At 36.6% G+C, this 14,888-nt stretch carries 10 protein-coding genes; 1 reads left to right on the forward strand and 9 read right to left on the reverse strand.

Annotation, left to right across the window (positions count from 1 at the left end):
• Positions 1–20: 20 nt before the first annotated feature.
• The 8 genes from bshC to IPI65_21875 form a co-directional block, all read right to left on the reverse strand.
• A complete protein-coding gene (gene bshC, locus IPI65_21840) occupies positions 21–1,613 on the reverse strand; it encodes a bacillithiol biosynthesis cysteine-adding enzyme BshC (GenBank protein MBK7444073.1) in 1,593 nt (530 codons plus the stop codon).
• A gap of 23 nt (positions 1,614–1,636) precedes the next feature.
• Positions 1,637–2,947 carry a 30S ribosomal protein S12 methylthiotransferase RimO gene (rimO, locus tag IPI65_21845; GenBank protein MBK7444074.1) on the reverse strand — a complete coding sequence of 437 codons (1,311 nt, stop codon included), beginning with the start codon at positions 2,945–2,947 and terminating at the stop codon, positions 1,637–1,639.
• A gap of 23 nt (positions 2,948–2,970) precedes the next feature.
• A complete protein-coding gene (gene ftsY, locus IPI65_21850) occupies positions 2,971–3,921 on the reverse strand; it encodes a signal recognition particle-docking protein FtsY (GenBank protein MBK7444075.1) in 951 nt (316 codons plus the stop codon).
• 132 nt (positions 3,922–4,053) lie between these two features.
• Positions 4,054–4,236, reverse strand: a complete 183-nt coding sequence (locus IPI65_21855) for a DUF4295 domain-containing protein (protein ID MBK7444076.1) — start codon at positions 4,234–4,236, stop codon at positions 4,054–4,056.
• 17 nt (positions 4,237–4,253) lie between these two features.
• Positions 4,254–4,442, reverse strand: a complete 189-nt coding sequence (gene rpmG / locus IPI65_21860; GenBank protein ID MBK7444077.1) for a 50S ribosomal protein L33 — start codon at positions 4,440–4,442, stop codon at positions 4,254–4,256.
• Positions 4,443–4,453: 11 nt separating this feature from the next.
• Positions 4,454–4,696 (reverse strand): 50S ribosomal protein L28, encoded by a 243-nt coding sequence (locus tag IPI65_21865; GenBank protein MBK7444078.1) that lies wholly within the window; start codon positions 4,694–4,696, stop codon positions 4,454–4,456.
• A gap of 139 nt (positions 4,697–4,835) precedes the next feature.
• On the reverse strand, positions 4,836–6,392 hold the full coding sequence (locus IPI65_21870) for a TonB family protein (GenBank protein MBK7444079.1): 1,557 nt from the start codon (positions 6,390–6,392) through the stop codon (positions 4,836–4,838).
• 104 nt (positions 6,393–6,496) lie between these two features.
• A complete protein-coding gene (locus IPI65_21875) occupies positions 6,497–9,481 on the reverse strand; it encodes a glycosyl hydrolase (protein ID MBK7444080.1) in 2,985 nt (994 codons plus the stop codon).
• A gap of 197 nt (positions 9,482–9,678) precedes the next feature.
• Between IPI65_21875 and IPI65_21880 the strand changes: the two genes are divergently transcribed.
• Positions 9,679–13,263: a VCBS repeat-containing protein gene (locus IPI65_21880; protein ID MBK7444081.1), complete on the forward strand. Its 3,585-nt coding sequence runs from the start codon at positions 9,679–9,681 to the stop codon at positions 13,261–13,263.
• On the opposite strand, the gene cysQ is transcribed toward IPI65_21880, so the two are convergent.
• Positions 13,241–14,884, reverse strand: coding sequence for a 3'(2'),5'-bisphosphate nucleotidase CysQ (gene cysQ, locus IPI65_21885; GenBank protein ID MBK7444082.1), 1,644 nt, complete (start codon positions 14,882–14,884; stop codon positions 13,241–13,243). The two genes, IPI65_21880 and cysQ, sit on opposite strands and share 23 nt — an antisense overlap.
• Positions 14,885–14,888: the final 4 nt, after the last annotated feature.

The raw sequence follows: 14,888 nt of genomic DNA on the forward strand, positions 1-14,888 counted from the left end.
ACAACACAAAAATTAGTAAATTATTCCTCGAAAACCAGTAGTGTAACTGTTTGCGCCGGTTGTTCCGTGAACGAAAGCAGGGTATCGATAAAAGCCGGCCCCATTTTGAGATACCAGGAGATGAAGTTTTCCGAACGCTCCTGCATACCACCCTCAGGTAATAATTTGGCTCGAATTGCTGTTATCTGGCCAATTTGGACTTCCATTTTAACCTTTTCTGCCTTTAATAATTTGGATTCGAGCTTAGCAATGGCATTTAAAACAGCTTGCTTTTCAGCCAAAACAGCCTTATCGAGCGTGGAATCTATACTTACAGCTTTTTTCAAAAGGCCCTCAAAAATTGCATCCATTTCCTTTTTTTCGGCTTCAATGGATAATTCTTGTCCCGAGTTATTTTTTACATAACCTGCAATTAAGGCTTGTTCATCTGCAAAAAAATCGATGGCGTCGAGTTGCAATTTTTGCAACTTTTTATTTGTTGCAGCATCAACCAAAACAAATGAATCGCGTTGCAATAACATCGGAAATTGGATATTAAAATGTGCGAATAGATTTTTTAACTGCAGCCAGTAGGCAATTTCTCCTGCGCCGCCAATAAATGCGATAGCAGGTAATATTTTTTGTTGAAATAAGGGGCGTAAAATTACGTTCGGACTAAAACGTTCAGGATACAGTTTCACTTCTTCACGCAATGCCGCTTCCGTAAAAACAATATCACTATTTACCACTTCATAAACCTGATTTGAGGCATTGTAAACAATACGCTCTCTGACATTATCACTTAAATAAAATAAATTGATATTTCTTGGTTTCGCCTGTGGCGGATAAGGTAAATTTTGTAAGGTTTCATTTACAATTTTTTCAGCAGTTTGGTGGATTAATTCTTCCAAAATAATTTCTGAACAAGCAGCTTTAAATGCAGTAGCAGCGCCATCTATAACCACTAATCCAAACCGTGCGAAAAGATTATGCAAAATTATACGCGTAGCATCTGCAAGCGTTTTATTGTTGAGATAAGCTTCTGTGAATATTTTTTTCAGTTCATCAACAAAAGGTCCGTTGCCAAAAGCAGCAAATAATTCATTAGTAACAGTTGATATGCCTGCTGTATTAAATTGCCCTGTAGCGCCTTTCTGACCATCGTTCCAGGTATAATTTTTTCCAAAAACTTTAACATGATTTATTTCCTCGAAATCATGATCCTCACTGCCCAACCAAAACATGGGAACAAATTTTTTATCAGGATATTTTTCTGATAAAGTAGAACACAATTTAATTACCGAAAGCGTTTTATATACAATATATAATGGTCCGCCAAAAATATTTAACTGATGAGCAGTAACAACACAAAATGTATTTTCATCTTGCAGTGCCAGAATATTGGCATTCACTAAATCGTTGTCTGTTAAACCTTGATACTGTTGATGTAATTCTGCAGTTAATAATTTTCTATCAATATTTTCAGCAGCTTTACCTGGAATAATAGCATCAAATTCGCTGATATCCTGCTTCCAGGTATAAAAAGGGGTTAATACATTTTCATTGTTGAGATAATCAGTAATTATTCTACTGAACTGTCCTGTTTGCGAAAACGAGATGGATTTCTTTTGCATGTTGATTGTGAACGCAATTATTATTACACCGGTTCACCAAAAAGGTCGAAATCTTCGGCGCGGGTAATTTTTACATTGGCAAAGTCGCCAATACGAAGATAATGTTTTGAAGCATCAATCAGCACTTCATTATCCACTTCAGGTGAGTCAAATTCGGTTCTACCGATAAAATTACCACCTTCCTTTGCATCAATCAGCACTTTAAAAATCTTGCCTATTTTCTCCTGATTTTTGTCGAAGGAAATTTGTTGCTGCACTTCCATTACGCGACTTGCACGTTGAGCCTTTTCTTCTGCACTTAAGGTATCTTCCAATAAATATCCACTGGTGCCTTCTTCATGCGAATAAGTAAACACACCTAAGCGTTCAAAGCGCATTTCTTCCACGAAGGCTATTAACTCTTCAATATCTTCCTCTGTTTCTCCCGGGAACCCAACTAACATTGTAGTGCGTAAACCAATTTCGGGAATTGATTTTCGAATATCTTGAATTAACGCTGTTGTTTCTTCTCTGGTAATTTGCCTGTTCATTGCCTTCAGCATATTATTGCTGGCATGTTGCAATGGCATATCCAGATATTTACAAACATGTTTACAATTTTTTATCGCCTCAATTATTTCCATAGGGAATTTTGAAGGATAAGCATAATGTAAACGTATCCATTCTATTCCTTCTACTTCATCTAAAGCAAATAATAAATCTGCTAAAGCACGTTTTTTATAAATATCTAAACCATAATATGTTAATTCCTGTGCAATCAGCATGATTTCTTTAACACCAATGGAAGCGAGAAATTTTGCTTCTTTAATAATATCTTCCATCGATTTTGAAATATGATTACCACGCATTAACGGAATGGCACAAAAAGAACAGGTGCGGTTGCAACCTTCCGATATTTTCAGGTAAGCATAATGTGAAGGCGTGCTGATGCTGCGTTCGCCAATTAATTCATGTTTATAATCAGCATTAAATTTTTGCAGCATTTTTGGTAAATCCAAAGTACCAAACCAGGCATCCACTTCCGGAATTTCGAGTTGCAGTTCATCCATATATCGATGACTCAAACAGCCGGTAACATATAATTTTTCTATTTCACCATTTGCCTTTGCATCAGCATAATTTAAAATGGTATTTATAGATTCTTCTTTTGCATTATCAATAAATCCGCAGGTATTTACAATAATAATATTACAATCATCCTTTTCACGCTGATGATGAGCTTCAACATCATTTGCACGCAATTGAGAAAGTAATACCTCGCTGTCTACGGTATTTTTACTGCAACCCAGTGTTACAATATTTACTTTATCTTTTTTTAAGGTTCTTGCTTTCAATTTTTAGAAATAGTAGCGCTAAATTAATTAAACAGTGCATTAACAAATTCCGATTTATTAAATACCTGGAGCTGGTGCATTTTTTCACCAACACCTATATATTTAACCGGAATTTTAAACTGGTCTGCAATTCCCAATACAACACCACCTTTAGCGGTGCCATCTAATTTGGTAAGTGCAATTGAAGTAACATCGGTTGCCGCAGTAAATTGTTTGGCCTGTTCAAATGCATTTTGGCCTGTTGACGCATCTAACACCAACAAAACATCATGCGGTGCATCAGGATATACTTTTTGAATTACCCGTTTAATTTTAGATAATTCGTTCATCAGATTTACTTTATTATGTAATCTACCGGCAGTGTCAATTAACACAACATCAGCATCATACGATTTGGCCGCATTAACAGTATCAAAAGCAACTGCTGCAGGGTCAGCACCCATTTGCTGTTTAATGATAGGCACATCTACCCTTTCCGACCAAATAGTAAGCTGGTCGACCGCGGCGGCACGAAACGTATCTGCTGCACCCAATAATACTTTTTTGCCTGCCTGTTTAAACTGATAAGCAAGTTTACCGATGGTTGTTGTTTTACCAACGCCATTCACGCCTACTATTAATACGATATAAGGTTTGGTGTTATTCGGCACTGAAAATTCGGTGTAATCGGGGGTATTGTTTTCAGATAATAATGCTACAATTTCTTCTTTCAGAATTGTATTTAATTCATCGGAACCAAAGTATTTATCTCTGGAAACACGTTTATTCAGGCGGTCGATTATTTTCACCGTTGTATCCACGCCAACATCCGATGAAATGAGGATATTTTCCAATTCATCGAGAAAATCATCGTCCACTCGGCTTTTTCCTGCAATTGCTTTCGTTATGCGGGAGAAAATACTTTGTTTAGTTTTTTCCAGACCTTTATTCAGGTCTTCTTTTTGTTCTTTCTTAAAGATGTCGAATAATCCCATATTGGGTTGCTTGCGTTAAAAAGTGTTCAAAGTTAAAGGTTTGCGTTGACACAGCGGTTATTTTGCCTTTGGTATCAGACACAAAAAAAGCCTCTACGTTGATAGAAGCTTTTCAAAGATTTTTTGGTTCAATTAGGCGTTACCTTTAAGTACGTCTTGCACTTTGTCTTTGTGTACAATACGTTCTTTGAAGATATAAGCACCGGTTTTAGGTGATTTTTCGGTAACAATTACTTTTACCATTTCTTTTCCACCACCGGCAACTTTTGCTTTATTACCACCCGATACACGGGCGTTTTTTGATATTTTTCCCATTGTTTATTGCTTAAGGGTTATTTAATTTCTTTGTGAACCGTTACTTTTTTCAAGTTCGGGTTGTATTTTTTCATTTCGATTCTATCCGGTGTATTACGACGGCTTTTGGTCGTGATATAGCGGCTAATGCCCGGAACATCCGTATTTTTTTGTTCGGTGCACTCCAGAATTACCTGGATCCGGTTGCCTTTACTCTTCTTTGCCATTGTTCAGCTATTTAAATTTTAATGGTTTTACCTGCTTGACGCAATTCTTTAAGGTATGCACTGATACCTTTTTTGTTGATAGTCTTCATGGTAGTAGTGGCTACCTTCAAAGTTACCCAACGGTCTTCCTCAGGAATATAAAAACGTTTTACCTGCAAATTCGGGTAAAACTTGCGGCGTGTCTTACGATTAGAGTGAGAAACGTTGTTTCCGCTAATCGTTTTTTTGCCGGTTAAATCACAAACTCTTGCCATGTTCTTTAAAATGAGAGTGCAAATATCGGATGTTTTACTGAAAAACCCAAAAAAATCGCCGATTTTACTGAATATTCGGTGTTTATAACCCCTGATAGCCATGCCGGAGGCCAAAATCCAGCCTCCAAAGCCTTGATAACTAACGTACTGTGAGGTTTTGCCCGGCGTTAATTTTTTCCACCAATTCGTCAAATTGCCCCGGTGCAATGTCGGTTAACACCACTTCAATCGGTTTTAAAGAACCCGTAATTACCGGCTGGAGGCAATACGATAACTGTCCTGCATCCATGCGAATTACAAAAAGGGTGCATTCCAGGTTTTTATCAACGCCGTATATCTTTCCGCTACCCTGTTGTAGAACTAACCCCGGAATAACAATCCGGGCATCATTAACAATTAGTGATAATTGAGTTTCACCACCTTTAGGTAAATTAACCAAAACATTTGTATTTGGAACGCCGTTATTGATATATCTGTCGCAATTTACATAGCCCAGTCCCGCAGTTGTCATAACCTTATTTTCATATACCTGTAAACCGGTGGCAGTGGTTGTTAATTCTACAATTGTATTTCTGATTTGAACAATTGAATCACCGGGTGTATAAACACCCTGATACATTTCATCGGTGATATCCACCTTGTTTTTTCTTTTAAATTTTTTATCGCTTTTTGTATCCCCAACCAATGCCATATCCGTGGCATCAAAAGCAATAGGTAATACAACTTCAGAAGGTGATGCTTTACCATTCCTAATCGCAGGATTCCAATTTGGCATTTCAGCAACTGCTTTCAAAGCAATTGAATCATATGCAGGATGCAGACTTTTCTGAATTGCGGCATTGGTAACTTTTCCATTTGTATCAATCAAACAAGATATCATAACCGTACCAGTCAACGTCGGGTTTTTGGTTAAATCAGGATATTGCATTTTCGAATTTAGATAATTATAATACGCAATATTTCCGCCCTCAAACATTGAAGTTTGTTCATCCACTTGTACATCGGAAATGGTGGTATTATTATCTGCATACCACACCGAATTACTATCTGTTTCTTTCAAATAAAAAATGCCCATTCCTTCTTTAGCCTCAACAAATTTTATTCCGACAGTTTTACCCGGCATTAATTCCAGTTCTTTATCACCTGCGTATGCCTCCAAATATACCATACCACCTGATTCCAAAATACCTGAATCGGCAAGGGTATGTAATTTCGCCATTAGGATATCTGCCATTGAATAATACTCCGTAACTGCAAAAGTTAATTCACCATTATATACATCAGTCCCATTTGTGGTAAAAGCATTTTCAGGAATATTAATTTCAGTTCCCTGCAGGCATTTTATTTTTTTCGTTGAATTACTGTTCACCGAATACTTTTGTGGTTTCGGTGCATTTTCGTTTAGTATTTCCCACAATGTTAATGGTGGTTGAATATCTGCTGGTGGGTTACAAGGGGGTGGGCACTCGGGAACTGGCATTATACTTACATATTCCTCATCATCAAATTGTTCTACAGGAATGATTTCCAATGTAGAATTTCTTTGTAATTTGGTTGTATCTGTTGCAGATGAAACCGTTGTGCTTATTGGGATAGCAGCGGTAACGGATGGTGATTCATCGGGTTCATTGTTGCTGCAGGCGGCCATACAAAGCGTAAGCGCTGCAAAAAAATACGTTGGTAGTAACTTTTGCATAAGGAGTAATTTAGGATATAGATGCAGCGCCTGGGGTTATTCCATAAAAAAAACGCTACATCCCTAAAACGAAATGTAGCGTCTGAATAGTATAATGTGATTTTTTACTTTATTATTTCAAAGTTTTCCTGCACTGTGGTTAAACTTTCTGCTGTAAATTTAATGATGTATTTTCCGGGTAAGAGATAATACATTTTATTGTCGGCAGCTTTAATATTCGCAACTTCACGATAACCATCTACCGGTAAGCCGTTTAAATATTCTTCATAAGCTGCTTTATATTTCGGATCAAAGGTTAAGGCATATGATAAATAATTTAATCCGGCTTCACTGTTATCCGTAAACTCATTAATAACAGTTCCGTCTATTGTTGCAATCGTAATTGTTGTGGTACCTGCATTTTTTACATAATACGGAAACTGAAAAACCGGCTCATAAGGTTTATCGAATACATTAAATTGTTTGCCGGCATTTTCATCATACATAAATTGTTCAGGTTTAAATACATGAATTTCTTTATTGCTGATAAAATCCAATGCCTGAACTTCATCTAATTTTACTTTGTATAAACTTCTGCCATGTGTGGCAATTACCATTTCATTATCGCGTTCCTGAATAGCAATATCATGTACTGCTACACGAGGTAAATTTCCTGAAAACGTCATAAAATTTTTACCCCCATTAATTGAAACATATAATCCGTTATCTGTTCCAACATAAATTACATTCGGATTTTTAGGATCTTCTTTCACAACATTAATTGGTTCAGATGGAAGGTCCTTTCCTATTTCAGCCCATGTTGCACCGTAATCGGTACTCACATATAAATATGGTAAAAAATTATCATAACGATACCCGTTTAATGATACATAAACAGTTCCTTCATTGTGGTAACTGGCGGTAACTCTGCTCACCCACAAACCATCAGGCACTGCATTAAATACCGGTGGCGGTGTTTTACTTTTTACAGGTGGTAATTCTTTTTTAATAAATACATTTATTTTGGTCCATGAGTATCCACCATCTTTACTTACCCAAACGTTACCATCATCTGTACCGCAATATAATAATCCAAAACGTTTTGGTGATTCCGCAATTGTAGTTATTGTACCGTATGGTACATCACCTGTTTTTTTACCATTGGTTAAATCGCCACTTAACGTTTCCATATTTTCACCATTCATCATTGAACGATGAAATTTATTACTTCCGTAATATAAAATATCCTGATTGTGGCGACTTAATAATATTGGTGTTTGCCAATTATAACGCAACGGTAATTCACCAAATTTATGTGTCGGGCGAATACCAAGTTCTTCTTGCCCGGTATTTTTATTTACTCTTGCATAATAACCAAACTGATATCCGGTATACACGGTTGTATTATCACGCTTATCTACCTGCACCTGCATTCCATCACCACCATAAATAGCCTGGTAAGGATATTTACCGCTTGCTAACCAATAATTACTGCTCTCATAATCGGAAGGCCCGAACCATACACCATTATCCTGTAAACCACCGTATACATTATATGGTGTTGCATTATCAACGGTAACTGAATAAAACTGACCAACAGCAGGGTTATTAGCTAAAAACCAGTTCGTACCATTATCGTAAGTGATATTTACGCCGCCATCATTTCCAACAATAAGATGTTTATCGTTTGCAGGATCAAAATATGCTGCATGATGGTCAGGATGTACATTTGCACCATCAATATTTTTAAACGTTTTACCGCCATCTTCACTCAACAAAGCATTAAATGCTGATACGAGTATTTTATTATCGTTTTTGGGACTTACTTTAATTGTTGCGAAATAATATCCATAAGTAAAAAAGGCGCCGTCCAGGTAACCTTCATGTGTTTTATACCAACTTGTTCCACCATCATCACTGCGGTAAACTTCACAACCTTTTATTGGCAAATTAAATATATAACCACCATCATTTAAATAATCGGTTAATACAGTTGGCGCATATTCAAACGAAGCTACTTTAGCTTTAATAGAAGCGGAAGTATATTCTTCAGGGAATTTATTATCTTTTAAAAATTGAGTAAGTCTGGCATCATCTAAAGTGGCAAATTTTGCAACTGTAATAATTTTCAAACTATCGAGATTAAAATCAGAAGTATCCAGTTCACGTTCACGCAAAGCAGGGTCCTGTTCTTTCGGATTTTGATTATCTACAACAGCATATACAATATTATTGTGTGCAGGTGCAACTGTAATACCAATTCTACCTAAATTACCTGAAGGGAATCCTGAATTTCCGGTAGATAATAATTGCCAGGTTTCTCCGGCATCTACCGATTTATAAATATCAGATGTACTACCGCCTTCTACAAAATTCCATGCACGGCGTTCGCGATGCCATGTTGTTGCATATAAAAAATCAGGCACATTCGGATCCATAATTAAATCTGCAGCGCCGGTATTATCATCAATAAATAATGTTTGTTTCCATGTTTTTCCGCCATCAATGGTTTTATAAATACCACGTTCTGCATTTGGTGAATATAAATGACCGAGCACCGCAACAAAAACGTTTTCCGGATTTCTTGGATTTATAACAATTCGTCCGATATGTTGTGATTCAGGTAAACCACAATATATCCATGTTTTACCACCGTCTTCCGATTTATATACGCCAATGCCGGCATAACTCGAACGGGAACTGTTTACCTCACCTGTTCCAACCCAAATAATATTATTCGTCCAGTCAACTGCAATGTCACCAATCGTAATTACATCTTCATTATCAAAAATGGGTCTAAACGACTGTCCGTTGTTATCTGTATACCAAAGTCCGCCACTGGCATATGCTACATAAAATTTTGTTGCATCCTTGGGATTCACTTCTAAGTCTGTCACACGACCGCTCATAATGGTAGGTCCTATATTGGTGAAACTCAGGTTTTTAACCAAAGAAGCCGATTCTAAAGCTTTGCGTTTTTGTATGCCCTGAACGCGTTCATTTATAGGTTCGGGTTTGGCCAATGCCGTATCCACAGGAACCGTTTCCGTCTGGCTAAAGGCTGTAAACGCCCATAAAACGGCACTTAATAACAAGAAATTCTTTTTCATATGATCTGGTTTGCACTAAATAAAACATAAAAATAGGGATGAACGGACTGAAATGAAATGCGAAGTCACAAAATTTTAATGAATAATACAAAATTTACGTGAATTTAACATGTCACAAATTGCGGTTTTTTTTGCAATTTATTTGGATGATAAAAATAAATCTCCGTAACTTAAACCACGCTTTAACCCCGAATACTATGCATAAAATATCTTTCATACTAACTGTAATCACCTTAAGCAGTTGTCATTTTTTTAAAGTGGAAGACCAGGATATGCGCAGCAGTGTGGTGCTGGATGAAAACAGAATTGTTCAAACTGATGGCAATTCGGGGAAGTTATTTGATGTATTAACAGCAAAATCGACGGGGTTGGAATTTATGAATACCATACCTGATAATTACGAAGATAATTACTGGCGTTATGTTTTTGTTTACAATGGTGGCAGTGTAAATATTGCCGATTTTAACAATGATGGATTGCCCGATATTTTTTTTACCGGCGTTCATGTGCCGCATCGTTTATTTTTAAATAAAGGAAATTTAAAATTTGAAGATGTTACAGAAAAAAGCGGCATTACCAAAGCGGAATTTGAATGGACTTCCGGTTCTACCGTTGCTGACGTGAATGGTGACGGTTTTATTGATATTTATATTTGTAATACCAGAAGAGAAGACCCGGAACAACGCAGAAATAAACTATATATTAATAATGGAAATCTCACCTTTACGGAAGCCGGAAAACAATATGGTTTAGATGATGCCACTACCTGCTCCACAGCAAACTTTTTTGATTATGACAATGATGGCGATCTGGATATGTATCTGGTTACCCATCCCATGGATTTTATTAATAAGTTTAAAACAATTTATTTCCAGAAAATTGAAACGCATCAAAATCTCAGCAATAAATTATTTAGGAATAATGGTGATAATACGTTTACAGATGTACATATTGAAGCAGGAATAAACAATCATGGATTTGGTTTGGGATGTTCGGTTGGTGATATTAATAATGATGGGTTTCAGGATATTTATGTAGCGAACGATTTCGGGATGTACGATTTTTTATATCTCAACAACGGTGATGGCACATTTAAAGATGTTTCACTTACAGCAATTAAACGTCATGATGTAAGTTCTATGGGTGTAGATATTGCTGATATGAATAACGACGGCTATCTCGATATATATAATGCAGATATTGAAATGGAAGAAAATTATACCTATAAAACATTTCAGGTATCAAGTCAAATTGAGGTTGTTCGTGCGCTGGTAAATGCCGGTTATGGTTATCAGAAACACGGTAATTCACTGAAATTAAATAATGGTAATGGTACTTTCTCCGAACTGGCACGCACGGCAGGTGTAGGTGTTACCGATTGGGCATGGAGTCCATTCTTTACCGATTTTGATAACGACGGATTAAAAGATTTATTTGTTTCGACAGGTTATTTGCAGGATTTTGCGATTGACGAAACTGAAACATATAGCAAATTAAGAAGAGCATGCAGAATAGACGATAGCACAGTTTATTATGAATTAATTAATGCTCTTCCACGAAATGTGCTCAATCATCCGAATTTTATTTATAAAAATAATGGTGATTTAACCTTTACCGACGAAAGGGATAATTGGGGTATTTACGTACCTTCAGTATCTTACGGTGCAGCATCTGCCGATTTTGATTTGGATGGCGATATGGATGTGGTTTGCTCCAATGCAAATGACAATCCATTTTTATATCGCAACAACAGTGAAAAAGTATCAAATAACAATTACCTCCGCATTAATTTAATTGGGTATGCGAAAAATTTAAATGGTATTGGTGCCAAGGTGAAAATATATTGTGGTGACAGCATGCAATATGTACAGCAAACAAATACCCGCGGTTATATTTCAACCGGCGAACATATTATACATTTTGGTATTGGTAAAAATGCGCAGGTAGACAGAATTGAAGTGGAATGGCCGGATAGGAAACAACATGTGTTACAAAATATTACAGCAAATCAGGTAATTACTATTGATCACAAAAATGCTTTACCTAATCAAATACCTGTTGGTAAACCATTACCAGTATTATTTACCGATATTACAAATTCCTCCGGTTTAAATTACACCCATATTGAAAACGATTACGATGATTTTTTGAGAGAATTTTTATTGCCGCATAAAATGAGTATTTCAGGCCCCTGTATTGCAGTTGGAGATATAGATGGCAATAAACTGGATGATGTTTTTTATGGCGGTAGTGTTGGAAATCCGGGTAAACTATTTTTACAGGATAAGCCACAACATTTTGTTTTATCCGGAAATCAATTGCCCATCCAAAAACAAATTCAGGATGATGGCGGGGCATTATTTTTTGATGCAGACAATGATGGTGACAATGATTTGTATTTAAGTTCAGGTGGTAATGAATCTCAGGCAAACAGTTCCGCTTATCAGGATAAATTATTTATAAATAATGGCAGTGGTATATTTGCAGAAACGCAAAATCGTTTACCTAAAATAAACATCCCTAAATCATGTATTCAGGCCTGCGATTATGATCAGGATGGTGATTTAGATTTATTTGTTGGCGGAAGGCAATTTCCCGGCGCGTATTTACATCCGGTTTCAAGTTTTATTTTACAAAATAACAAAGGCATTTTTACTGATGTATCCAACTCGATTGCTCCTGATTTAAAAGATATCGGAATGGTAACTGCTGCCTTATGGACCGATTTTGATAATGATCATTTAATGGATTTAATTATTTGTGGGGACTGGATGCCGGTGACCATTTTAAAAAATACCGGTACTAATTTCGAAAATATTAAAAATGAACAATCGCTTAAACAAACAGATGGCTGGTGGCAAAGTATAAATGGTGGCGATTTTGATAATGATGGTGATACCGATTATCTGCTTGGCAATTTCGGAACTAACCGAAGATATATCAATACTCAATCAGAAAAAAACGGCCAAAACTTACCAATGGAAGCCTTTTTATACGATTTTGATCAAAGTGGAAATCAGGATTTAGTGTTGGCTTATTATCAGCACGATAATTTATATCCTGTGCAATTGCGGGAAAGGTTGTTGGAACAAATTCCGGGATACCGAAAAAAAATGCCTTCGTGGGACTGGTATGGAAAAGCAACAATTACTGATATTTTTGGTGAGGCATTGGAGCAGGCAATTCACAAATACGCCTACGAATTCAGAAGTTGTATTTTACAGAATAATGGCAAAGGAAAATTTGAATTATTACCATTGCCAACAGAAGCGCAAATGTCGGTTTTAATGGGAAGTGTTATTGCTGACTTTAATAGCGATGGTAATCTTGATATTTTATGTCATGGCAATTATTATCAAACTGATATTATCATGATGCGACATGATGCAGGAACCGGTTTATTGCTAACCGGAAATGGAGATAACACATTTAAGGCAGTTAGAAGTATCAATAGCGGGTATTGGAGCGATGGTGATGCCAGAAGTATGGCACTGATTAATTGTGGTTCAGTGCCTTCGATTATTGCAGGTGGTATTAACAGCGGTAAATCGCATGTGTACACATGGAATAATGCAAAATGTATTGTGCCTGGAAATGATGTTGTGTATTACGAGGTAAATTATAAAAATGGAAAACAGTACAAAAAAGAATCGTATACCGGAAGTGGTTATTACTCGGAATCATCCCGCGTTGTAATCATCACTCCTGATATACGATCCATTACTTTTTACACCAATAAAGGTGAAAAGCAGGAAATACTTAATTCGCTCTTTCCACTATAAAAAACGGATTCAGCAAACTTTCCTTATTGTATTTAAGGTCGCCATCCTGACCATAAACTTTAACTCTTGCACCTGCTTCTAAAACCAAAGCATGTCCGGCAGCAGTATCCCATTCCATGGTTGGGCCTAAACGCGGGTAAACATCAGCTTTTCCTTCTGCAACCAAACAAAACTTAAGTGAACTACCTGCAGGGACAAAATTAACTGTGGCATATTTACCTTCCATATCTTTTAAATATGCATCAAATTCCGGTGATGGATGTGAACGTGAACCAATAAGCGCAATTTCATCTTGCTTTGCTTCATTCACATATAATTTTGTTTCTACGCCATGTTCATCAATTTTATAGGCACCTTTATTTTCAACTGCATAATACATTTGATTTTTTGCCGGAATGCCAACAACACCTAATACCGGTTTGCCATTGCGAATTAAAGCGATGTTAACTGTAAATTCTCCGTTTTTTTTGATGAATTCTTTAGTGCCATCCAGCGGATCCACTAACCAGAAATAATTCCAGTCTTTGCGGTCTGCATATTCTATCATTTTATTTTCTTCACTGATAATCGGAATTTCAGGGTAGGTATTTTTTAAAGCAGCAACAATTACTGCATTACCTGCTTTATCTGCTTTTGTTAATGGTGAATTATCACTTTTATCTGTTACTGCAAAATCATCAGTATCATAAATTTTCATAATTTCTTTTCCTGCCTCTTCAGCAATGGCAATAATTTTTTTAACGTCAATCTGTTCTAACATTTCCTGTTGTTTTAATAGTTGAATGCATTGTGATAATGCAGTTTCCCAATGTGGGATTGAAATATTTAATGTTTGTATGGTTTTATTACAATTTAAAACTGAGTATTTTGGTCGCTGCGCGGGCGTAGGATACTGGCTGGTAGCGATAGGATTAACCTTACAAGGCAAACCATATAATTCCATTATTTTAGTAGCAAAACCGCACCAAGAAGTTACACCTGCGTTCGAAAAATGATAAATACCATATTCAACCTGCTCCAGTCTGCCAATAAATTCAAAAATTACCATAGCCAGATCAGCTGCATAAGTAGGACAACCCACCTGATCATCTACAACACCCAACTCCGGTTTTTCTTTGCCGAGGCGAATCATGGTTTTAACAAAATTGTTTCCAAAAAAACTATATACCCAACTGGTTCTGATTAAAATAGTTTTTTTGTTCAGCGACAAAGCCCTGTATTCACCTTCTGCTTTTGTTTGTCCGTAAACAGATATCGGTGCCACCGGAGCATCAATTTCAATTGGTGCTGTTGCACTGCCATCAAAAACAAAATCGGTGGAGATATGGAATAATACCGCATCATTTTTCTGACAAGCATTAGCGAGATATTCCACACCGGTTACATTTATTTTCTGTGCCATGGTGGCGTCGCTTTCTGCCTTGTCAACAGCTGTATAAGCAGCACAATTAATGCAGATATCAAATTTATATTTTGCAAAAAACTGTTGAACCGCATTATTATCAGTAATATCCAATTCATCAACATCTACAAAAACATATTCCGGTCCCGGAAATTGTTTACTTAAAACCCTGATTTCATTTCCTAACTGCCCTTTCGATCCTGTAACAAGTATTCTCATCGTA

This window comes from Bacteroidota bacterium, assembly GCA_016706255.1.
Classification (GTDB): Bacteria; Bacteroidota; Bacteroidia; order Chitinophagales; family BACL12; genus UBA7236.